We start from the raw sequence: 21,652 nt of genomic DNA on the forward strand, positions 1-21,652 counted from the left end.
ACGCGCATCGGCTCAGCGGGCGCTACGGGTGCGACCGGCGCCACAGGCGCGACGACATCCGGCAGCGCCGGCACGGCAGCCATCGCTTCCAACGGCGGCCGAGCTGGCGGCTCGGGCGGCTGCGGCGCGGCGTGTACATAGAAGACGGCGCCGGCAGCGAACAGGCCGGCCAACGGCACCGCCATCTTCCAGCTGACAGGTTCAACATCGGGACGCAGCAGGCGTTTGATACGAGACATGAGATTTCCTCCGTGAGCCGCATGGGCTAGTTGGGTAGTGTCGAACTGAAAACGGTCCAGTTGCGACAGCGCTTGCGCCAGCTTTTGCGGCTGACCGAGCATCTCGACTGCCAGGTCGTCGGCGATTTGTTCCCGCTCGATCCGTATCCTGCGCGATATAGCCCAAACACCAGGGTGATAGAACAGCACGATCTCGATCGCGCTTTGTATGAGGTTGACCAGATAATCGCGACGCTTGATGTGCGCCAGTTCGTGCGCCAGCAAGGCTTCCAGCAGCTCGGGCGGCATGCCGGTCACCAGCGCGGCCGGCACCAGTACGATCGGCTTCCAGCAGCCGGCGGTGATGGGACTGTCCAGCTGTCCGGCCACGCCGAGCCGCACATGCTGTTCGATGTCGAAACGGCGCGCCAGCTCGGACAGGCGGCGCTGCCAGTAATGATCGACGGTGTATTCGCCGGCACGGGTGCGCTCAGCCACCCATTTCAGCCCCAGCGCCAGGCGCAGCGACATGAACGCCGCCCCCGCCAGCCACAGGCCGACCACCCATGGCAGTTGCCGGCGTAGCACGTCCCGCGCGGCGGCAAGTGTGTTTTCATCGATCAGCGAGGAAAGGCCGCGCAAGGCCAGGATGCCGAGGCCGGTATCGACCGTGCCCGCGCCAGCGGCAACCTCAGCCTTGGCGCCAGCACCAACGCCCTCGACAGCCGACATGCCGGCCGCCAGCGTCCCGCCCTCGGCAGCCGCGGCGCGGGCGGCCACCATCTGCGACACAATACTGGACAGCGGCAAGGCGGCGCACAGCAGCAAGGCGCCGCACGCCACGGCATACCGCGTCTGTGGACGCGCCCGGCGCAAGGCATACATCGCCAAGGTGACGCCCCAGGCGATCAACATGCCTTGCCAGATGAAATGCAGCAGCGCCCAGCCGACCGCCGGCACCAGCGCGGACAGCATGCCGTTCATGCCGCCGCTCCTTGCGAAATGCTATGTTTGTCCATGCCGCGCTCCTTAGATGGAATGTAGAATAAATTATCTAGATTCTCGTGTCTAGAACTTTTTTTCTACATCGCGGACGGAATCCGCATCATCCAATGTAACGCAACAGCGTCCCGCATTCCGCCGACTTGCGACGGATTGCGGAATCCGGCGACTGGAGCGTCAGGCCTGCCAGCCGCCGCCCAGTGCTTTGACCAGCTGCACGCTGGCCTGCATGCGCCGCAGCTGGATCGCCGATGCTGCCAGTTGCGCCTGCAAAGCGGCGTTCTGGCTGACCGACACTTCCAGATACGTCGCCACGCCGCCCTTGTAGCGATAGTTGGACTGTTCGAGCGCGCGTCCCGCCGCCGCCGCTGCCGCCGCCTGGCTGACGCTCTGCCGCTCCAGCTCGCGTAATGCCGCCAGGCTGTCCTCGACATCGCGATAGGCCGCCAGCACGGTGTTGCGGTAGTTGGCTACCTGTTCGTCGTAAGCCGCCTGCGCCTGCTCGTTCTGCGCACGACGACGGCCACCGTCGAACAAGGTCAGCGCCGCCAGCGGCCCCACCGACCACGCGCGGCTTGGTGCCTGCAGCCAGCTGCCGGTCTGCGTGCTGTCGTAGCCGAACGCCGCCGCCAGGCTGAAGACCGGGAAGTATGCCGCCTTGGCCACGCCGATGCTGGCGTTGGCGGCCGCCACCCGTCGCTCCGCCGCCGCCACATCGGGACGACGCTCCAGCAATGCCGACGGCAGGCCCGGATCGATGGCCGGCGGCGTCACGCCGTCCGCCAGCGCTTGCGGCGCCAGTTTGAAGCTACTTGGATTTTCGCCCAGCAGCACGGCAATGGCGTGCTCGGTCTGCGCGCGGTGCAGCCGCAGGTCGGCCGCCCTGGTGCGCGCCGTCTCCAGCTGTGCCTGCGCCTGCGCCACGTCGATGGATGCCGCCGCGCCGCCCTTGAACAGATTCTCGGTCAGCTGCAGCGCCTTGGCGTATTCCTCGACGGTGCGGTCCAGCAGCTGCTGCTGCGCATCGTCGCTGCGCAGGCTGAAATAGTCCGACGCCAGCTCGGCGCGCAGCGACAATTCCAGCGTCGCCACGTCCGCCGTGCTGGCCTGCTCGCCCGCCTCCGCCGCCGACACCTGGTTGCGCACGCGCCCGAAAACATCCAGCTCGTACGATAGATCCAGCCCGAGACTGTAATTGTTCCCCACCGGCTCCGCGCCGGGCTTGAAGCCCGGCGAATTCACCGACGTGCGCGCGCGCGTGGCGCCGGCTTTCGCTTCCACGGTCGGATAGCGGTTGGCGCCGGCGAACTGCGTCTGCGCCCTGGCCTGCTGCAGACGCGCCAGCGCCGCCTGCAGGCTCTGGTTGCCCATGCTGATCTTGTCCTGCAGCGCATTCAGGCCATCGTCGCCGTACACTTTCCACCATTGGCCGCGCGCCAGCGCATCGGCGGGCTGCGCCTGCTTCCAGCCCGGCGCTTCCTGAAACGCGGCGGCCGGCGCCACGGACTCCGGCACCCGATAGGTCGGCGCCAGCGAGCAGCCGGCCAGGCCGGCCGCCAGCAATGCCAGCATCAATGGCCGCATCATGGCTTCACCTTTTGCGGCGTGGTCTTCACCACCGCGCCATCGACCAGCGAATCGGGCGGATTGAGGATCACGACATCATCCGCCGTCAGGCCGTCCAGCACCTCGATGGTGGGGCCGAAATCGCGGCCCTGCTTGATGCTCTTCAGCTTCACGTGGTTGTCGCTGCCGACCGTCGCCACCTGCAGGCCGGCGGAACGGAACAGCACCGTGTTGGCCGGCAGGCGCACCGTCTCCGCCGCGTCCGGGAATTTGAAATGTACTTCGACGTACGCGCCGGGGAACAATTCGCCGTCGGCGTTATCGAGTGCCAGTTCCACCTGCAGGGTGCGCGACACCGGATCGAGCGCGCGCGAAGTGCGCACCGTTTGCGCCTCGTACTTCTTGCCCGGATGTTCATCGAAGCGCAGCTCGGCCGGCAGGCCCGGCCTGGTCAGTGCCGCGTATTTCTCCGGCAGCTGCACGTAGATGCGCAGCTTGCGCGTGTCGGCCAGGCGGAACAACTCGCCGCCGGCATTCTGGCCGGCGTTGATCAGTGCCCCGGTATCGGTGCGGCGCGCGGTGATCACACCGTCGAACGGCGCCACCACCCGCTTGAACGATTCCAGATCGCGCAGACGTGCCACGTTGGCGGCCGCCGCATCCACCGCCGCCTTCTTGGCTTGCGCGTCGCCGGCCTTCTGGTCCGCATCCTGCGCCGACACCGACTGCGTCGCCAGCAGACCTTTCCAGCGCTCGTTGGTGGTATTCGCCAGCGCATAGTTGGCCTGCGCCGTCGCCAGATCGGCGGAGGCCTGGCGCAGCTGCTGGTCGATTTCCGGCGTATCGATTTCCGCCAGCAGATCGCCCTTCCTGACGTTGGCGCCGATGTCCGGATGCCAGGCCTTCAGATAGCCGCTGGTACGCGCATAGATGGTCGCTTCTGTCTGCGCCTGGACATTGCCCGGCAGGACCAGTTCATCGCCGCTGGTGCTGTGCACCGGCTTGGCGACGACGACATTGATGACGGCGCCGTTGGCGGCGTCCTGCGCCAGCGCGTTGCGCGCCTGCAGGCGGGTGCTGATGCCCCACGCCGCAAGCACCAGCGCGGCCACCGGCAAAATGATCAGAGCTTTACGAGACATGGGATACCTCCAGGTTGGATGCGGCCGGCGCGGCAAAGCGGCCGCGGACCATGGAAAACACGACAGGAACAAAGAACAGGGTGGCGATGGTCGCGAAGATCAGGCCACCGATCACGGCGCGGCCCAGCGGCGCATTCTGCTCGCCGCCGTCGCCCAGGCCCAGTGCCATCGGCAGCATGCCGATGATCATGGCCAGCGCGGTCATCATCACCGGACGCAGACGGCCGTAGCCCGCTTGCAGCGCGGCCTGCCAGGCGCTGTCGCCGGCATGCAGGCGCTCGCGCGCGAAGCTCACCACCAGCACGCTGTTGGCGGTCGCCACGCCCATGCACATGATGGCGCCCGTCAGCGCCGGCACGCTCACCGGCGTATGGGTCAGGAACAGCATCCAGACGATGCCCGCCAGCGCCGCCGGCAGCGCCGAAATGATGATCAGCGGATCGATCAACGACTGGAAGTTCACCACGATCAGCAGGTACACCAGCAGGATCGCGCAGGCGAGGCCGAACAGCAGGCCGTTGAACGAGGCGTGCATGGTCTGCACCTGGCCGCGCACTTCGATCTTCGAACCTTTCGGCAGATCCTTCTTCGCCTCTTCGACGATCCGGTTGACCTGCCTGGAGACGTAGCCCAGGTCCAGCCCTTCGGTGGTGCCGTAGATGTCGATGGTCGGCACCGCGTTGTAGTGGCTGACCACCGTCGGCGAGGCATTGCGCTTGACGCTGGCCACGTTCGACAGCAGCTGCTGCTGGCTGCCGCCGGTTACGGTGAGCGGCGTGTTGCCGAGGTCATTCAGCGATTGCAGCTGATGCTGCGGGGTCTGGGTCACCACGTTGTACTGGGTGCCGGTCTTCGGGTCGTTCCAGAACGATGGCGAAGTCTGGAAGCTGCCGGACAGCGACACCAGCAGGTTGCTGGCCACGTTCTGCTCGGTCATGCCCAGCAGCGCGGCCTTGCTGCGGTCCACGTCCACGTCGATTTCCGGATAGTCGTTCTCCTGCTGGATACGCAGGTCGGCGGCACCGGGCACCGTGCGCAGCTTTTGCAGCAGCTTGTTGGCGAACTCGCGGTTGCCCTTCACATTAAAGCCGGTGATCTGAATGTCCAGCGGCGACGGCAGGCCGAAGTTCAGGATCTGGCCGACGATATCGGCCGGCAGGAACGAGAACGTCACATCGGGGAAGTCGGCATTCAGCTTCTTGCGCAGCTGGTGCGTCAGTTCCGCCACCGGCGTGTGCTCGTCATTGAGATTGATGAAGATATCCGCGTCGGCGGGACCGACCGGCGCCGAGCTGCTGTACGCCAGGTTGATGCCGGAGTAGGGCAAGCCCAGATTATCGACCACGTTCTTGATGTCGGCAGCGGGAATGGTGGCACGGATTTCCTTCTCGATGCGGTCGGCCAGCGCTGCGGTTTCCTCGATGCGGGTACCGCTGCGGGCGCGCATGTGCAGCTTGATCTGGTCACCGTTCACGCTGGGGAAGAAGTCCTGACCGAGACCAGGCAAAGGTCCGATCGGGAAGGCGATCAGCGCGGTCAGCGCCATCGCGGCCAGGAACAGGCCGGCGAACCACGGCCCGCCACGCAGCGCCGACTCCAGCAGCGCCTTGTAGCGTTCGCGCGTGCGCTCGAAGCCGCGCTCGAAACCGGCCTGGAAGCGTGCCAGCACGCCGTGACCATCATGCGCGGCGCCCGGAGCGTGTGGCTTGAGCAGGAATTTGCACAGCGTCGGCACCAGGGTACGCGACAGCAGATACGAGGCCAGCATCGCGAACACCACCGCCTCCGCCATCGGCGCAAACAGGAATTTCGACACCCCGGCCAGCATGAACATCGGCACAAACACGATGCAGATCGCCAGCGTCGACACCAGCGCCGGCAGCGCGATCTGCTGCGCGCCATCGAGGATGGCCTGTTCCACCGGCTTACCCTGCTCCAGGTGGAAATTGATGTTCTCAATCGTGACCGTGGCGTCATCGACCAGGATACCGACGGCCAGCGCCAGCCCGCCCAGGGTCATGATGTTGATGGTCTCGCCCAGCGCAGACAGCGCCGCGATCGACGCAAGGATGGACAGCGGAATCGACACCGTGATGATCAGGGTGCTGCGCCAGCTGCCGAGGAACAGCAGGATCAGCGCACCGGTCAGCGCGCCGGCGATGATGGCTTCGTGCACCACGCCCTTGATGGCGGCGCGCACGAAGATCGACTGGTCGCTGAGCGCTTCGATCTTCAGTTCCGGCGGCAGCTGCGCGCGGATCTGCGGCAGCTTTTCGTTGACGGCGTTGATGATGTCCAGCGTGGAGGCGTTACCGGTTTTCAGCACGTTCATCAGCACCGCGCGGCGGCCGTCCAGGCGCACCATATTGGTCTGCGGCGTGTAGCCGTCGCGCACGTGGGCGACGTCGCGCACAAACACCACGCTGCCGTTGGACGTCTTGACCGGCAGATTGTTGAGGTCTTCGATATTGCGCGGGCTGGAATTCAGCTTGATGAAATATTCCGACTCGCCGATCTTCTGCGTGCCGGCCGGGATCACCAGATTCTGCGCGCTGATCGCCGCCACCACATCATTGCCCGACAGGCCGCGCGCGCGCAGCGCGTTCAGGTCCAGGTCCACCTGCACCTGGCGCTGCTTGCCGCCGTAGGGGAACGGAATCGCCGCGCCGGGCACGGTGGCCAGCGCGGTCCGCAGGATGTTATTGCCCAGGTCATAGATCTGCGATTCCGGCAGACTGTCGCTGGACAGCGCCAGCTGCAGGATAGGCACGGTGGAGGCGTTGTAGGCCAGGATCAGCGGCGGTGTGGTGCCCTGCGGCGCGAAGCCGAGCAGCGTCTGCGAGGCGCCGGTGATCTGCGAGAACGCCAGCTCCTCCTTGGCATTCGGCTGGAAGTAGTACTTGACCACCGAGGTGCCGGTCACCGACTGCGACTCGGTGTGCTCGATGTCGTTGACGATGGTCTGCGCCACCCGCTCCGAGAACAGCACGATGCGGTTGGCGATTTCCTCCGGCTGCAGGCCGTTGTACTTCCAGATCACGGCCGTGATCGGAATTTTAATGTTGGGGAAAATATCAGTGGCGGTCTTGGCGATGGAATAGATCCCCGCCAGCACGATCAGCACCGCCAGTACCAGAAAAGTGTACGGCCGCCGTAGCGCCGTTATAACGATCCACATAGGATACCTTTCACAATAACGTGTATATACACGTTTTGGATAAAAAAATTGACGGCTGCAGACACTCCTGAGCGCCGTCAATTTGGTTTCACGAGTTGGCCGAATAATAGGTGCATATGCACCCTAAGTCAATCCTCGATCGAGCTGCCTGACCTTACGGATAGGACAGCCGGCCCAGCTGGCCGTCAGGCGGTGGTGATATCGCGCGCCACGCGCACCACTTCCACCATCGACGACCGCAGCGCGTCCACGCGGTCGGGGCCGTACGTGCGCTCGAAGCGCTCGCTGACCGCCCGCCACAGCGGACGCGCGCGCTCCAGCACTTCCTTGCCGGCCGGGGTGATGGTCAACAGCCGTTCGCGGCGGTCGGCGCCGACCGACACCTTGATCCAGCCCTCGCGTTCCAGCGGCTTGACGTTGCGCGCCATGGTGGTACGGTCGAGCACCATGCGCTCGGCCAGCTCGCTGAGCGCCAGCTGGCCTTCCTTGTCGACTTTATTAAGAATGGAAAACTGCGTGAGGCGCAGTTGCATGGGACGCAGCGCCTCATCATAGGCACGCGTCACCGCGCGAGCTGCACAGCGCACGGCGGCGCAGCTGCATTCAAACATCGGCTCCATGGCCGGCTCCTAACTGACTACAATCCGGGCATTATAGGCCAGATCGCCGGACCAAGTCGGGGTCAGAGCCGGCTCTGACCCCGACTTTTTTAGTAGACCACCACCGAGCGGATCGATTCGCCGCTCTTCATCAGGTCGAAACCTTCGTTGATGCGGTCCAGCGTCAGGTGATGGGTGATCAGGTCGTCAATGTTGAGCTTGCCTTCCATGTACCAGTCGACGATCTTCGGCACGTCGGTGCGGCCGCGCGCGCCGCCGAAGGCCGAACCCTTCCACTCGCGGCCGGTGACCAGCTGGAACGGACGGGTGGAGATTTCCTGGCCGGCCGCCGCCACGCCGATGATGATGGACTTGCCCCAGCCCTTGTGGCAGCACTCCAGCGCCTGGCGCATCAGGGTGGTGTTGCCGACGCACTCGAAGCTGTAGTCGGCGCCGCCGTCGGTCAGCTGGATGATGTGGTCGACCACGTTTTCCACCTCGTTCGGATTGACGAAATGGGTCATGCCGAACTTGCGCGCCATCGCTTCGCGCGCCGGGTTGATGTCGACGCCGATGATCTTGTCGGCGCCCACCATCTTCGCCGCCTGGATCACGTTCAGGCCGATGCCGCCCAGGCCGAACACGACCACGTTGGCGCCCGCCTCCACCTTGGCAGTGAACAGCACCGCGCCGACGCCGGTGGTGACGCCGCAACCGATGTAGCAAACTTTATCGAACGGCGCGTCCTCGCGGATCTTGGCCAGCGCGATCTCCGGCACCACGATGTAGTTGGAGAAGGTCGAGGTGCCCATGTAGTGGAAGATCGGCTTGCCGTCCAGCGAGAAGCGGCTGGTGGCGTCCGGCATCAGGCCCTTGCCCTGGGTGCCGCGGATCGCCTGGCACAGGTTGGTCTTGCGCGACAGGCAGAATTTGCACTGGCGGCATTCCGGCGTGTACAGCGGAATGACGTGGTCATCCTTCTTCAGCGACTTGACGCCAGGGCCGACATCGACCACCACACCGGCGCCTTCATGACCGAGGATGGCCGGGAAGATGCCTTCCGGATCGGCGCCGGACAGGGTGTAGTAATCGGTGTGGCAGATGCCGGTGGCCTTGATTTCGACCAGCACCTCGCCTTCGCGCGGGCCGCCCAGTTCGACTTCCTCGATCGTCAGGGGCTTGCCCGCCTGCCACGCAACGGCTGCTTTAGTTTTCATCTGATTCCTTTCATGGAGAACTATCCTCCATGATAACAAATCAGTCGTGGAACGCCTCCACCACTTTGCGCCGACCCAGCATGAAGGCATCGGCCACGTGGCGCAACGGCGAAACGTCGACGTCCGACTGGCCGGCGCGGATCAGGGCGGCGAAACGCTGGTACAGCGATGGATACTCGGCTTCCTTTTCCAGCGGCTGCTCGGCGCCGTTGATCCACAGGCGCGCGCCGCCGTCGGCCAGGCGCAGTTCGCCCTGCACAGTGGTCACCACGATGTCCCAGCTTTGCTTGCCGGTCTGGCGCCAGTCGAATTCGGCGTGCACCTTCACCGCGTCGGCGTTCTGGAAATGCAGGTCGGCGGCAATCGGCGCGTCGCGGTTTTCCGGGAATTCCAGCGCGGCTTTGGTCAGGAACACGGCCGACGGCAGGATCTCGGTCACGATCGACAGCGCGTTGATGCCCGGATCGAACACGCCCAGGCCGCCGGCCTGCCAGATCCAGTCCTGGTTCGGGTGCCACTGACGCACGTCTTCCTTCCAGATCACGTGCATGCTGGTCGGCGCGTTGGCGGCCAGATGGGACTTGGCCGGTTGCACGCCCGGCGCATAGCGCGAGTGCCAGCTGGCGAACAGGCTTACGCCCTGTTCGGCGGCATAGGCGTCCAGGTCGGCCACTTCCGACAGCGTGGCGCCCGGCGGCTTTTCCATGAACACGTGCTTGCCCGCGGCCAGCGCCTTGCGCGCGGCGGCGTAGCGGTACTGCGGCGGCATGCACAGCGAGACGGCGTCGATCTCCGGATGCGCTTCCAGCATCGCCTCGATGGTCGGGAAGCTCGGCACGTTGTCGATGGTGTTGTTGCGGCTGGCCGTGGCGACCAGGGTGAAGTCGGGATTGGCGCTAATCGCCGGCAAATGCTGGTCGTAAACGATCTTGCCCACGCCCACGATGGCAAGTTTGATAGGTGACGTCATCATCCGGTCTTTCTTGAATAAGTTGATTCTGGCGGAGCAGCAGCCTACCACCTTGGACAACCTGACAACAAGCGCTACGGGACGTCACCTTGTCAATATTATCGATATGACGATTATTGCGGTTCAACCGGCATCGCAGGGCCGATGCCCAGCAGGTCGGACACGGTGCGCCACAGCTGGCGCGGCGAGGTCCACGGTTTCGGCAGGAAGGCGCTGCCGGCGTTGTGCTGTTCCGGATGGCGCGCCGAATACATCAGCACGCGCGCGCCCAGCTGCAGCGAGCGCACGTGCGGCAGCAGATCGGCGCCGTCGCCGTCGGGCAGATCGGGGTCGATCACCACCAGGGCGAACTGTTCGGTCTGCAGCAGCCGGCGCGCGGCTTCCATGGTCGGCACATGGGTCACCTGGGTTTCCGGCACCAGCAGCGCGGCCAGCACCAGCGCCGCATCGTGGTCGCTGTCGATGTGCAGCACGCGCGGCGCCGCGGCAAATATGGAAAAACCGATCGCGCCGCCGCTCTCTTCGGTAAACGCACGATGGCTGTTGCTCGGGAAATCATTGGTCATGGCTAGCTCCGCAGGAAAAACAAATCTCGGCGGAGTTGGGCCGAATGGAAGGGCGTGGCGCAGGGTACAGGCGGCCAGTGAAGCGGCAGGCATAGATCGGGCCCGCGGCGGATCAGGCGGGCGGATGACAGACATCCGCCGCTGACAAGCGATAGTTTAACCTAAAAATGCTCAAGGGCAAGAAATTTTGCCCCCAGCTCGTCTACTTTTTCAGACGGTTGTTGAAGGCCGCGTGCAGGCTGTTGAGGGTTTCCTCGGCCGCCAGCAACTGGTCTGCCACCTCGTTCACCTTGCGACGGTTGGAACGGGCGTGATCGCGCAGCACTTCAAAGGCGGTGTTGCGGTCGGTCTGGAACTTGCACATCAGCAGGCCCACAGCCAGACTGGTTTCGCGGCCGGCGGCCAGGGCGGCGTTCAGATTCAACTCGGTGCGGCGCAGCTGGCGGATCTCGTCGGCGCGCGCCAGACCGGCGGTGAACGCCGGCATCAGGTGCTTTTCGTCGACCGGCTTGACCAGAAAGCCGACCGCGCCATACGAGGCGGCCTGCTTGCCGGCGTCGGCGTCGCCGCGGCCGGACAGGAACATGAACGGCACCGAGCTGGTGGCATGCAACTGCTTGGCCAGTTCCAGGCCGTTCATGCCGGGCATGTGGATGTCCAGCAGGGCCAGATCGGGTTCGCGCTGGGCGATGGCTTGCAGCGCCTGTTCGGCGGACGAAGCCTTGGCGATGTCATAGCCGGCATGGCCGAGCACTTCGCCGAGGAAGTCGAGCAGCAGGGGGTCGTCATCGACGATCAGGATCAGGCGTTTGGTAGCTGGAGTGGATGCGGTCATGGGCATGTAGGGATAAACCTTGGGCGAATACTAACGACCCCATTTAAACCGAAAGCCGGCCACACTTCAAGCGTTTTATCACTTGGTGTAAAGCGATAGAAAATCCCTCACCGCCGCCGCCACACTTTCAGCTTGATAGACGCTGCTGATGGCGGCCACCATGTGCGCGCCGCGCGCCACCAGCGGCGCCGCGTTGTGCGGTGTCATGCCGCCGATCACCACCGTCGGCACGCGGATCGCGGCGCGGGCCTGATCGAGAATCTCGACTGGCGTGGTGACCGCATACTTCTTCACTTTTGATGGATAGAAGCCGCCAAATGCCACATAGCTGGCGCCGGCCTGCTGGGCATCGAGCGCGCGCGGCAACTCACCGTAGCAGGATGCGCCAATGATCTTGTCGCGGCCGAGCCGCGCGCGGACCTCGGCCACCTGTGCATCCGCCCCGCCGAGATGAACGCCATCGGCATCGATCTCGGCGCACAAGTCGGCGAAATCATTGACGATGAACGGCACGTGGTATCGGCGGCACAATGCCAGCAAGGCGCTGGCCTGCTCGCGCCGCAGCGCCGGCGTAGCCTCCTTGTGGCGGTACTGCAGCAGCGCGATCGGACCAGCGCGAAGCGCCTGCCCGGTGACGGCCAGCAGGCGGTCGGTGGCGTTCCAATCCGGAGTAACGAGATAAAGTCCGTGCATGATGGGCTTTCATAAGAAATGGCGCAGCGGCACCCGCTGGCCATCGGCGATGGCATACGCGTCGCGCAGCGCCAGATAAGTAAAATGCTGCGCCCGCTCCAACTCCGGGGTCAGGTCTTCCATTGCGTCACGAGCACTGCCGTAATCAAGACTACGGCAGTGCTCGTGACGCAATGGAAGACCTGACCCCGGATGCGACCCCGGATGCACGGCGGCGATGGCGGCGATGGCGGCGGCCAGGGTGCAGCCGCTGCCGTGGAAGTCGCCAGGCAGGCGCGGCCAGCGCCACTCACGCCGGCCTTGCGGGCCATACCAGCGGTTGATGATCTCGGCGCCATCGCCGTGGCCGCCGGTGATCAGGATCTGCCGGCAGCCGCGTGCCAGCAGGATGGCAGCCTGCTCATCTGCCTGGGCGGCGCCGGTCAGCGCCGCCGCTTCCGGGCCGTTGGGGGTGATGATGGTGGTCAGCGCCAGCAGCGGCGCCAGCGCCTCGACCGCGTCGTCGCGCGACAGCAGGTCGCCGTGGCCGCTGGCCAGTACCGGGTCCAGCACCACCGGCAGGTCGGGCTGCTGCGCGCGCAGTTGTTCGATCACCTGCGCTATCGCGCGCGCGTTGGCGGCGCTGCCGGTAATGCCGATCTTGATCGCGCTGATTGCCATCTTGTCGGTCAATGCGCACGCCTGGCGCGAGACCAGCTCCGCTTGCACCGGCTGCACGTCGTAGACGCGGTCGTTGTCCTGCACCGTCAACGCCGTGCACACCGTCAGCGCATGCGCGCCCAGGGCGGCGATCGCTTGCGCGTCCGCCGTCAGGCCGGCGCCGCCAGACGGGTCAAGCCCGGCGAACACCAGCACGCAGTGGCGCCGCACTACCGCGCCCTCTGCCGATGCCCGCGTCCCCGCCCTGGTGGTCATGCTAGCCGGCCGGCCATTGGCGATGATGGCGAGGCGGCGAACCTGCGCGGAATGCGGCCCGCCAGGTAAGCCTCCCTGCCCGCCCGCACGCCCAGCTTCATGGCCCGCGCCATGCGCACCGGGTCCTGCGCGCCGGCGATGGCGGTGTTCATCAGCACACCGTCGCAGCCGAGCTCCATGGCGATCGCCGCGTCGGACGCGGTGCCGACGCCTGCATCCACCAGCACCGGCACCCTGGCCTGCTCGATGATCAGCGACAGGTTCCACGGATTCAGTATGCCCATGCCGGACCCGATCAGCGACGCCAGCGGCATCACCGCCACGCAGCCGATATCCTCCAGCATGCGCGCCTGGATCGGGTCGTCGCTGCAGTACACCATCACGTCGAAACCATCCTTCACCAGTTCGCGCGCGGCGACCAGCGTTTCCGGCATGTTCGGGAACAGGGTCTGTTCGTCGCCCAGCACTTCCAGTTTGACCAGTTTATGGCCGTTCAGCAGTTCGCGCGCCATCTGCAGCGTGTAGACCGCGTCCCTGGCGGTGTAGCAGCCGGCCGTATTCGGCAGGATGGTGTACTGCGACGGCGGCAGTACGTCCAGCAGGCTGGGCGCCTTCGGGTCCTGGCCGATGTTCACGCGGCGGATCGCCACCGTGATGATTTCCGCCTCCGCCGCATCGGTCGCCTCGCGGGTCTGCTGCAGATCCTTGTACTTGCCGCTGCCGACCAGCAGCCGCGATTGATATGCCTTGCCTGCGATAGTCAATACATCACTCATTTCTGTCTCCGTTTAGCCGCCGCCGATGGCGCGCACGATGTCCACTTTGTCCTGGGCCTGCAGCTCGCGCTGCGGCCATTGCTGGCGTGGCACGACGTCGCGGTTGACCGCCAGCGCCAGCGCCTGCCCCGTCAATTCCAGCGCGTCGATCAGCTGGTCCAGCGTCAGTCGCGGCGGCACCCGGTGCGGTGTGCCGTTCAATTCGATCTCGATCATTTGTCACGCCTTGCTATACAGTTCGGCGCCATTCTTCATGAACTCGACCGCCTTCACCTGCATGCCCTGTTCCGCGTAGGCGCGTACCTCCTGCGTGATTTTCATCGAGCAGAAATGCGGTCCGCACATGGAACAGAAGTGCGCCACCTTGGCCGAGTCCTTGGGCAGCGTCTCGTCGTGGAATTCGCGCGCCTTGTCCGGATCGAGGCCGAGGTTGAACTGGTCCTCCCAGCGGAATTCGAAGCGCGCCTTGGACAGCGCGTTGTCGCGGATCTGCGCGCCGGGATGGCCTTTCGCCAGATCGGCCGCGTGGGCCGCGATCTTGTAGGTGATGATGCCGTCCTTGACGTCGTTCTTGTCGGGCAGGCCAAGGTGCTCTTTCGGCGTCACATAGCACAGCATGGCGGTGCCGTACCAGCCGATCTGCGCGGCGCCGATGCCGGAGGTGATGTGGTCGTAGCCTGGCGCGATGTCGGTGGTCAGCGGCCCGAGTGTGTAGAACGGCGCCTCGTCGCACTGCGCCAGCTGCAGCTCCATGTTCTCCTTGATCAGCTGCATCGGCACGTGGCCCGGACCTTCGATCATCACCTGCACATCGTGCTTCCAGGCGATCTGCGTCAGTTTGCCCAGCGTTTTCAGTTCGCCCAGCTGGGCCTCGTCGTTGGCGTCGTAGATGGAACCGGGACGCAGGCCGTCGCCCAGCGAGAACGACACATCGTACGCCTTCATGATCTCGCAGATCTCTTCGAAATGCGTGTACAGGAAGTTTTCCTGGTGATGCGCCAGGCACCATTTGGCCATGATGGAACCGCCCCGCGAGACAATGCCGGTCAGGCGCTTGGCGGTCAGCGGCACGAAGCGCAGCAGCACGCCGGCGTGAATGGTGAAGTAATCGACACCCTGCTCCGCCTGTTCGATCAGCGTGTCGCGGAAGATTTCCCAGCTCAGGTCTTCGGCCTTGCCGTTGACCTTTTCCAGCGCCTGATAGATCGGCACCGTGCCGATGGGTACAGGGCTGTTGCGGATCACCCACTCGCGCGTTTCGTGGATATGCTTGCCGGTCGACAGATCCATCACCGTGTCGCCGCCCCAGCGGATGGCCCAGGTCATCTTTTCCACTTCCTCGCCGATCGACGAGGTCACCGCCGAGTTGCCGATGTTGGCATTGACCTTGACCAGGAAATTGCGGCCGATGATCATCGGCTCGACTTCCGGGTGATTGATGTTGGCCGGGATGATGGCGCGTCCGCGCGCGATCTCGTCGCGCACGAATTCCGGCGTGATCTCCGGCGGGATGGCGGCGCCATAGGCCTGCCCGGGATGCTGGCGGCCCATCAGATCGGCCAGACGCTGGCCCATGGGACCGGACTGCGTCAGGCTCTCCAGATATTCCTTGCGCCGCAGGTTCTCGCGGATGGCGACGAACTCCATTTCCGGCGTGACGATGCCCTGGCGCGCATAGTGCATCTGCGTGACATTGCGGCCGGCGCGCGCGCGGCGCGGCTGGCGGTGCAGGTCGAAGCGCAGCTCGTCCAGCGCCGGATCGGCCAGGCGCGCCTTGCCGTAGACGGAGGTCGGACCGTCGAGCTCCTCGGTATCGTCGCGCTCCAATATCCACGGCATGCGCGGTGTTTCGGCCAGGCCGGAACGGATATCGATCCGCGCCTGCGGATCGGTGTACGGTCCGGAGGTATCGTAGACATACACCGGCGGATTGGCCTCGAAGCCGAACGAAGCCGGCGTATCGGCCTGCACGATTTCGCGCATCGGCACGCGCATGTCGGGGCGGCTGCCTTCGACGTAGATCTTGCGGGAATTGGGTAAGGGCTTGATCGCGGCCTCATCCACCGTCGCGGTGGCGGACACGAATTTCGGATTGGCGTTCATTTGGCTCCTTTGTTAGGCAGGAGCCAGCAAAGGAGGTTGGACGGCAGCCACGCGGAACACCCGGACGGTGTGGCGGCGGCGACATCCTAAGCTTCCCTTCGCTGGCATTATCCAGATCAGGTTCGGAGGGTATTTCTCACCCGCGCCACACATGCAGCGCAGGACCCCTAGCGTTTGCCACCTCGCGGCAGCGCGACGATTATACGCCCGGATTTCAAAAAACCACAACGTGTCATTGCGTATTGCCAGACGGAACAGCGGCGCATACACTGGCCGGTGACCTCGCTTACTTGAAGACCGATAAGGACCGTGATGAAGAAACTCGCCTGTGCTTTGACTGTGTCGTACCTGTCCGTTTCCGCCGCCCTGGCCGCCAACTATCTGGACCAGCCCGTGGAAGATAACCTGCCGTCACTGGTCGGCATCTACAAGCAGATTCACCAGTTTCCCGAGCTGTCGCACCAGGAAGTCAAAACCTCGGCCATCGTCGCCGGGGAGATGCGCAAGGCCGGCTTCAAGGTCACGGAGCGCGTGGGCAAATTCCCCGACGGCAGCCAGGCTTACGGCGTGGTCGGCATCCTCGAAAACGGCCCCGGCCCACGCCTGCTGATCCGCGGCGACATGGACGCCCTGCCCATCATCGAAGAAACCGGCGTGCCCTACGCCAGCCAGGTGCGCACCAAGAACGCCGCCGGCCAGGAAATCGGCGTGATGCACGCCTGCGGGCACGACATCCACACCACCACCCTGATCGGCACCGCGCGCCTGATGGCGGCCACCAAAAAACAATGGAAAGGCACGCTGATCCTGGTCGGCCAGCCGGCCGAGGAAACCGCCGACGGCGCCAAGGCGCTGATGGCCGATAACTTCTACGAACGCTTCGGCAAGCCGGATTTCGCCATCGCCCTGCACGACACGCCCGGCCGCGCGGCCGGCCAGGTGGCCGTCACCAGCGGCCCGACCACGGCCGGCGTCACCTCGATCGACGTGGTCATGCGCGGCATCGGCGCCCACGGCGCCGAGCCGCAGAACGCCAAGGATCCGGTGGTGATGGCCGGCGAATTCATCGTCCAGCTGCAGACCATCGTCAGCCGCGAGCAGGACCCGCGCGATCCGGCCGTGGTCACCGTCGGCTCCATCCACGGCGGCGCCAAGCGCAACGTGATTCCCTACGAGGTGAAGATGGAACTGACCACGCGCTCGTTCAGCGACAAGGCCAACCAGATCATCATCGACGGCGTCAAGCGCATCGCGCGCGGCGTGGCGATTTCGGCCGGCGTGCCGGAAGACCGCATGCCCATCGTCACCGTGGTGGAAAAGGAGACGCTGCCGTCCATGCACAACAACCCGGCGCTGAACGCCCGCGTCAAGACGGCGCTCACCGGCGCGCTCGGCGCCGCCAACGTGTTCGAGGACGATGCGGTGATGAACAGCGAAGACTTCGGTCTGTTCGGCCTGCCGGGCCGCCAGATTCCGACCGTGATGTTCGGCCTGGGTATCGCCGATCCGGCCGAACTGGCGGCGGCGCGCGCCGGCGGCAAGCCGATACCGGGCGCGCACACCAGCCACTTCAAGCCGATTCCGGAACCCAGCCTGCGTGCCGGCGTGAAGGCGATGACCTCGGTGGCCACCGCGCTGCTGCAGTAATCAGTCCCTGAAGGTGGGCGTGGACTTGCTCATGCCCGCCATCATCGCCGCCTGCAGATCGGCCGACATCAGCATGGCCGCATTCCAGGTGGCGACGTAGTTCAAGCCGTCCGCGACGGAGTGGTCGCGCGCGTAGCTGATCATCTCCTTCACTCCGCGCACCGACAGCGGCGACTTGGCCGCGATCTGCGCCGCGATCTCGCGCACGCCGGCGCGCAAGGCTTCGGGCGAGTCGAACACGCGATTGACCAGGCGGATCGCCTTCGCCTCGGCCGCGTCGAACTTGCGCGCCGTGTAGGCCAGCTCGCGCGCCATGCCCTCGCCGATCAGGCGCGGCAGGCGTTGCAAAGTCCCCACATCGGCGGTCATGCCTATGTCGATTTCCTTGATGGTGAACCAGGCGTCCGCCGAGCAGTAACGCATGTCGGCGCAGCAGATCAGATCGATGCCACCGCCGACGCAGGCGCCATGCACGGCGGCCAGCACCGGTTTGCGGCAGCGTTCAAGGCTGGTCAGCGTGTCCTGCAGGTCGAGGATCACGCGCCGCAGGTTCTCGCGCGTGCGGCCGTCGCAGTCGTCGCGTACCTGGGCGCCGACACCCAGCATCATCTGCAGATCGATGCCGGCCGTGAACGCCTTGCCTTCGCCCTCCAGGATGGCGACGCGGATGTCGGGCGTCTCATCGATGTAGCGGAAGGCGCCGCGGATCTCGTTCCACATCACCGCATTCATCGCATTCAGCTTGTCCGGCCGGTTCAGCCGCACTGTCGCGATCTTGTCTTCCACAGTAAAAAGCAAAGTCTCAAAACTGGGCATGCCCGTCTCCTGTCAGCGATGTTCCCTAGTGTGCCAGACACGCAGAATGTAGATCGCCGTATCTTTTATTTCATATCGAATTTCATATTGGCGCACCAGGATGCGGCGCACCTCCCGCGGCAGGAACTCGTCCAGCGACTCTCCTAATCTGGCGTTAGCCATCAGAAACTCATGGAGCCGGCTCAGATCGGACAGCGCCTTGCTGGTCCAAAAGATCTTCATCACTCACGGCAAAGGCAATGGGGCTCCACTTGCCAGGCTGTCCGCCCACTGCTTCACATCCTGGTGGTCGACGAAGCGGCCAGCATCCACGTCTTCCAGAGCCTCCTGAGTCAACTGTCGGCGCGCATCCGCCAGCTCACGGCTCAAAGCATCGAGGATGCGCTGCTTATCCGTCAAGCTTAATAATTTAATATTTTCCTCTATTTCCGCTACGGTCATCGCCATGGCATCCTCCTGCGAATATGGAACCCTATTGTAGCTGCCACAATAATACGCAGCGCGGGCTGCGTCATCTATAATGGCTGTTTCCGCAAACGCATTTATCAAATTACATCAGCCATCATGGAATTAGCCAAGTCTTTCGAGCCTGCCGACATTGAACAGTTCTGGCGCAACGAATGGGAACAGCGCGGTTACTACACCGCCTCCATCAACGCCGGAAAGCCGTCCTTCAGCATTCAGCTGCCGCCGCCGAACGTCACCGGCACCCTGCACATGGGCCATGCCTTCAACCAGACCATCATGGATGGCCTGACCCGCTACCACCGCATGCTGGGCCATAACACCGCCTGGATCCCCGGCACCGACCACGCCGGCATCGCCACCCAGATCGTGGTGGAGCGCCAGCTCGACGCGCAGAAAGTCTCGCGCCACGACCTGGGCCGCGACAAGTTCATCGAAAAAGTCTGGGAGTGGAAAGAGAAATCCGGCTCCACCATCACCGGCCAGATGCGCCGCCTGGGCGCCTCGCCGGACTGGAAGCGCGAATACTTCACCATGGACGCCGAACGCTCCAAGGTCGTCACCGAAGTGTTCGTGCGCCTGCACGAACAGGGCCTGATCTACCGCGGCAAGCGCCTGGTCAACTGGGACCCGGTGCTGGGCACCGCCGTCTCCGACCTGGAAGTGGTGTCGGAAGAAGAAGACGGCTCGATGTGGTACATCAAGTATCCGCTGGCCGACGGCAGCGGCTCGCTGACGGTGGCCACCACCCGTCCTGAAACCATGCTGGGCGACGTCGCCGTGGCGGTCGATCCGACCGACGAGCGCTATCAGGCGCTGGTCGGCAAGATGCTCAAGCTGCCGCTGGTCGGCCGCGAGATCCCGGTCATCGCCGACTCGTATGTCGACAAGGCCTTCGGCACCGGCTGCGTGAAAATCACCCCCGCGCACGACTTCAACGACTACGCCGTCGGCCAGCGCCACAACCTGGCCATGCCGTCCATCATGACGCTGGACGCGAAGATCGTCGACGACGCGCCGGAAGCCTATCGCGGCCTGGACCGCTTCGAAGCGCGCAAGAAGATCGTCGCCGACCTGGAAGCGCAAGGCCTGCTGGTCGAAGTCAAGCCGCACAAGCTGATGGTGCCGCGCGGCGACCGTACCGGCGTGGTCATCGAACCGATGCTGACCGACCAGTGGTTCGTCGCCATGAGCAAGCCGGCGCCGGAAGGCACCTACAACCCCGGCAAATCGATCGCCGCAGTGGCGCTGGAAAAAGTCGCCTCGGGCGAGATCAAGTTTGTCCCGGAAAACTGGAGCACCACCTACAACCAGTGGCTGAACAATATCCAGGACTGGTGCATCTCGCGCCAGCTGTGGTGGGGCCACCAGATCCCGGCCTGGTACGACGACGCCGGCAACATCTTCGTCGCCCGCACCGAAGAGGAAGCCAAGGCGCAGGCCGCCGCCCGTGGCATCAGCGCGCCGCTGCGCCGCGACGCCGACGTGCTGGACACCTGGTTCTCGTCCGCGCTGGTGCCGTTCTCGACCCTGGGCTGGCCGGAACAGACCCCTGACCTGGAAGCCTTCCTGCCGTCGTCGGTGCTGGTGACCGGCTTCGACATCATCTTCTTCTGGGTGGCGCGCATGGTCATGATGACCGCGCACTTCACCGGCAAGGTGCCGTTCAGGACCGTCTACGTGCACGGCCTGGTGCGCGACTCGCAGGGCCAGAAAATGTCCAAGTCCAAGGGCAACACCCTGGACCCGATCGACCTGATCGACGGCATCGGCGTCGAAGCGCTGGTGGAAAAGCGCACCACCGGCCTGATGAACCCGAAAGCGGCCGAAAAGATCGCCAAGGCCACCCGCAAGGAATTCCCGGAAGGCATCGCCGCCTACGGCACCGACGCCGTGCGCTTCACCATGGCCTCGTACGCCTCGCTGGGCCGCAACATCAACTTCGACCTGGGCCGCGCCGAAGGCTACCGCAACTTCTGCAACAAGCTGTGGAACGCCACCCGCTTCGTCATGATGAACACCGAAGGCAAGGACTGCTCGGCATCCGACGCCGACCTGTCGATGGCCGACAAGTGGATCATCTCGCTGCTGCAGAAAGCCGAACTGGAAATCGCCAAGGGTTTCGAAGACTACCGCTTCGACAACATCGCCTCGGCCATCTACAAGTTCGTGTGGGACGAGTACTGCGACTGGTATCTGGAAGTGGCCAAGGTACAGGTGCAAGGCGGCACCGAAGGCCAGCAGCGCGCCACCCGTCACACCCTGCTGCGCGTGCTGGAAGTGGTGCTGCGCCTGGCGCACCCGGTGATCCCGTTCGTGACCGAAGCGCTGTGGCAGGCCGTCGCGCCGCTGGCCGGAAAAGGCGGGGCCACCATCATGCTGCAACCGTATCCGGTCGCCGACGCCGCCCACATCGACGAAACGGCCGAAGCCTGGATGCAGCAACTGAAAGCGCTGACCGACGCCACCCGCAACCTGCGCGGCGAAATGCAGCTGGCGCCGTCGCTGCGCGTGCCGCTGATCGTCGAACCGGGCAACGCGGCCGACAAGGCGGCGATGGAAGGCTACGCGCCGTACGTGCAATCGCTGGCCAAGCTGGCGGAAGTGCAGATCGTCGACGCCCTGCCGGATTCGCCGGCGGCCGTGGCCATCGTCGGCACGACCAAGCTGATGCTGAAAGTGGAAATCGACGTCAAGGCCGAGCGTGAGCGTCTGAGCAAGGAAATCGCTCGACTGGAAGGCGAGATCGGCAAGGCCAACGGCAAACTGTCGAACGAAAGCTTCGTCGCCCGCGCGCCGGCGGCGGTGGTGGAGCAGGAAAAAGAACGCGTCGCCAGCTTCTCGGCCACCCTGGCCAAGATCCGCGAACAGTTCGCCAAGCTGTAAAAATCCGGGGTCAGTTCTGCCAATCGCACACGGGCTCTGCCGTAGCGGTCGCTACGGC

19 protein-coding genes and 1 riboswitch are annotated in these 21,652 nt (G+C 64.7%); of the genes, 2 read left to right on the top strand and 17 right to left on the bottom strand.

Annotation, left to right across the window (positions count from 1 at the left end; all coding sequences use genetic code 11):
• The 14 genes from E4L98_RS08350 to thiC all read right to left on the bottom strand — a co-directional run.
• A partial coding sequence (locus tag E4L98_RS08350) for a M56 family metallopeptidase (RefSeq protein ID WP_135201105.1) occupies positions 1-1,202 on the bottom strand: 1,202 nt, incomplete at its 3' end.
• 195 nt (positions 1,203-1,397) lie between these two features.
• Positions 1,398-2,807, bottom strand: coding sequence for an efflux transporter outer membrane subunit (locus E4L98_RS08355; RefSeq protein ID WP_205746684.1), 1,410 nt, complete (start codon positions 2,805-2,807; stop codon positions 1,398-1,400).
• Entirely contained in the window at positions 2,804-3,928 is a 1,125-nt protein-coding gene (locus tag E4L98_RS08360) for an efflux RND transporter periplasmic adaptor subunit (protein ID WP_135201106.1), read from the bottom strand. Before E4L98_RS08360 ends, E4L98_RS08355 begins: the two co-directional genes overlap by 4 nt.
• The gene (locus E4L98_RS08365; RefSeq protein ID WP_135201107.1) at positions 3,918-7,106 is read right to left on the bottom strand and encodes an efflux RND transporter permease subunit; all 3,189 of its coding nucleotides are present in this window, start codon (positions 7,104-7,106) and stop codon (positions 3,918-3,920) included. Before E4L98_RS08365 ends, E4L98_RS08360 begins: the two co-directional genes overlap by 11 nt.
• Before the next feature lie 185 nt (positions 7,107-7,291).
• Complete coding sequence (locus E4L98_RS08370) at positions 7,292-7,726, bottom strand: MarR family winged helix-turn-helix transcriptional regulator (protein WP_135201108.1); 435 nt, start codon at positions 7,724-7,726, stop codon at positions 7,292-7,294.
• Between the two features lie 89 nt (positions 7,727-7,815).
• Positions 7,816-8,922, bottom strand: coding sequence for an S-(hydroxymethyl)glutathione dehydrogenase/class III alcohol dehydrogenase (locus tag E4L98_RS08375; protein ID WP_135201109.1), 1,107 nt, complete (start codon positions 8,920-8,922; stop codon positions 7,816-7,818).
• A gap of 40 nt (positions 8,923-8,962) precedes the next feature.
• A complete protein-coding gene (locus E4L98_RS08380; protein WP_135201121.1) occupies positions 8,963-9,892 on the bottom strand; it encodes a Gfo/Idh/MocA family protein in 930 nt (309 codons plus the stop codon).
• Positions 9,893-10,005: 113 nt separating this feature from the next.
• A complete protein-coding gene (locus tag E4L98_RS08385) occupies positions 10,006-10,458 on the bottom strand; it encodes a response regulator (protein ID WP_135201110.1) in 453 nt (150 codons plus the stop codon).
• Between the two features lie 202 nt (positions 10,459-10,660).
• A complete protein-coding gene (locus E4L98_RS08390) occupies positions 10,661-11,293 on the bottom strand; it encodes an ANTAR domain-containing response regulator (protein WP_135201122.1) in 633 nt (210 codons plus the stop codon).
• Positions 11,294-11,371: 78 nt separating this feature from the next.
• On the bottom strand, positions 11,372-11,986 hold the full coding sequence (thiE, locus tag E4L98_RS08395; protein WP_135201111.1) for a thiamine phosphate synthase: 615 nt from the start codon (positions 11,984-11,986) through the stop codon (positions 11,372-11,374).
• 9 nt (positions 11,987-11,995) lie between these two features.
• A complete protein-coding gene (gene thiD, locus E4L98_RS08400) occupies positions 11,996-12,901 on the bottom strand; it encodes a bifunctional hydroxymethylpyrimidine kinase/phosphomethylpyrimidine kinase (protein WP_135201112.1) in 906 nt (301 codons plus the stop codon).
• Positions 12,898-13,677, bottom strand: a complete 780-nt coding sequence (locus E4L98_RS08405; protein ID WP_135201113.1) for a thiazole synthase — start codon at positions 13,675-13,677, stop codon at positions 12,898-12,900. Before E4L98_RS08405 ends, thiD begins: the two co-directional genes overlap by 4 nt.
• Before the next feature lie 12 nt (positions 13,678-13,689).
• On the bottom strand, positions 13,690-13,893 hold the full coding sequence (thiS, locus tag E4L98_RS08410) for a sulfur carrier protein ThiS (RefSeq protein ID WP_135201114.1): 204 nt from the start codon (positions 13,891-13,893) through the stop codon (positions 13,690-13,692).
• A gap of 3 nt (positions 13,894-13,896) precedes the next feature.
• On the bottom strand, positions 13,897-15,780 hold the full coding sequence (thiC, locus tag E4L98_RS08415) for a phosphomethylpyrimidine synthase ThiC (RefSeq protein ID WP_135201115.1): 1,884 nt from the start codon (positions 15,778-15,780) through the stop codon (positions 13,897-13,899).
• Positions 15,781-15,856: 76 nt separating this feature from the next.
• Positions 15,857-15,959, bottom strand: a riboswitch (TPP riboswitch).
• 133 nt (positions 15,960-16,092) lie between these two features.
• Here thiC and E4L98_RS08420 point away from each other — a divergent pair.
• Entirely contained in the window at positions 16,093-17,427 is a 1,335-nt protein-coding gene (locus E4L98_RS08420; protein WP_135201116.1) for a M20 metallopeptidase family protein, read from the top strand.
• Here the strand turns inward: E4L98_RS08420 and E4L98_RS08425 are convergent, their stop codons facing one another.
• The 3 genes from E4L98_RS08425 to E4L98_RS08435 are packed head-to-tail and all read right to left on the bottom strand — an operon-like array spanning position 17,428 to position 18,690.
• Positions 17,428-18,243, bottom strand: coding sequence for a crotonase/enoyl-CoA hydratase family protein (locus E4L98_RS08425; protein ID WP_135201117.1), 816 nt, complete (start codon positions 18,241-18,243; stop codon positions 17,428-17,430).
• Between the two features lie 12 nt (positions 18,244-18,255).
• Positions 18,256-18,465 carry a type II toxin-antitoxin system RelE/ParE family toxin gene (locus tag E4L98_RS08430; protein WP_135201118.1) on the bottom strand — a complete coding sequence of 70 codons (210 nt, stop codon included), beginning with the start codon at positions 18,463-18,465 and terminating at the stop codon, positions 18,256-18,258.
• Positions 18,466-18,468: 3 nt separating this feature from the next.
• On the bottom strand, positions 18,469-18,690 hold the full coding sequence (locus E4L98_RS08435) for a hypothetical protein (RefSeq protein ID WP_205746685.1): 222 nt from the start codon (positions 18,688-18,690) through the stop codon (positions 18,469-18,471).
• Between the two features lie 117 nt (positions 18,691-18,807).
• Between E4L98_RS08435 and E4L98_RS08440 the strand changes: the two genes are divergently transcribed.
• Positions 18,808-21,594 (top strand): valine--tRNA ligase, encoded by a 2,787-nt coding sequence (locus E4L98_RS08440; RefSeq protein WP_135201119.1) that lies wholly within the window; start codon positions 18,808-18,810, stop codon positions 21,592-21,594.
• Positions 21,595-21,652 lie beyond the last annotated feature (58 nt).

The organism is Duganella callida, assembly GCF_004614165.1.
Classification (GTDB): Bacteria; Pseudomonadota; Gammaproteobacteria; order Burkholderiales; family Burkholderiaceae_D; genus Rugamonas; species Rugamonas callida.

Bases quoted from the DNA above. Each gene is read 5' to 3' on its own strand.
- E4L98_RS08355 (WP_205746684.1), bottom strand. From the start codon at position 2,807: ATGATGCGGCCATTGATGCTGGCATTGCTGGCGGCCGGCCTGGCCGGC.
- E4L98_RS08360 (WP_135201106.1), bottom strand. From the start codon at position 3,928: ATGTCTCGTAAAGCTCTGATCATTTTGCCGGTGGCCGCGCTGGTGCTT.
- E4L98_RS08365 (WP_135201107.1), bottom strand. From the start codon at position 7,106: ATGTGGATCGTTATAACGGCGCTACGGCGGCCGTACACTTTTCTGGTA.
- E4L98_RS08370 (WP_135201108.1), bottom strand. From the start codon at position 7,726: ATGGAGCCGATGTTTGAATGCAGCTGCGCCGCCGTGCGCTGTGCAGCT.
- E4L98_RS08375 (WP_135201109.1), bottom strand. From the start codon at position 8,922: ATGAAAACTAAAGCAGCCGTTGCGTGGCAGGCGGGCAAGCCCCTGACG.
- E4L98_RS08380 (WP_135201121.1), bottom strand. From the start codon at position 9,892: ATGACGTCACCTATCAAACTTGCCATCGTGGGCGTGGGCAAGATCGTT.
- E4L98_RS08385 (WP_135201110.1), bottom strand. From the start codon at position 10,458: ATGACCAATGATTTCCCGAGCAACAGCCATCGTGCGTTTACCGAAGAG.
- E4L98_RS08390 (WP_135201122.1), bottom strand. From the start codon at position 11,293: ATGACCGCATCCACTCCAGCTACCAAACGCCTGATCCTGATCGTCGAT.
- thiE (WP_135201111.1), bottom strand. From the start codon at position 11,986: ATGCACGGACTTTATCTCGTTACTCCGGATTGGAACGCCACCGACCGC.
- thiD (WP_135201112.1), bottom strand. From the start codon at position 12,901: ATGACCACCAGGGCGGGGACGCGGGCATCGGCAGAGGGCGCGGTAGTG.
- E4L98_RS08405 (WP_135201113.1), bottom strand. From the start codon at position 13,677: ATGAGTGATGTATTGACTATCGCAGGCAAGGCATATCAATCGCGGCTG.
- thiS (WP_135201114.1), bottom strand. From the start codon at position 13,893: ATGATCGAGATCGAATTGAACGGCACACCGCACCGGGTGCCGCCGCGA.
- thiC (WP_135201115.1), bottom strand. From the start codon at position 15,780: ATGAACGCCAATCCGAAATTCGTGTCCGCCACCGCGACGGTGGATGAG.
- E4L98_RS08420 (WP_135201116.1), top strand. From the start codon at position 16,093: ATGAAGAAACTCGCCTGTGCTTTGACTGTGTCGTACCTGTCCGTTTCC.
- E4L98_RS08425 (WP_135201117.1), bottom strand. From the start codon at position 18,243: ATGCCCAGTTTTGAGACTTTGCTTTTTACTGTGGAAGACAAGATCGCG.
- E4L98_RS08430 (WP_135201118.1), bottom strand. From the start codon at position 18,465: ATGAAGATCTTTTGGACCAGCAAGGCGCTGTCCGATCTGAGCCGGCTC.
- E4L98_RS08435 (WP_205746685.1), bottom strand. From the start codon at position 18,690: ATGGCGATGACCGTAGCGGAAATAGAGGAAAATATTAAATTATTAAGC.
- E4L98_RS08440 (WP_135201119.1), top strand. From the start codon at position 18,808: ATGGAATTAGCCAAGTCTTTCGAGCCTGCCGACATTGAACAGTTCTGG.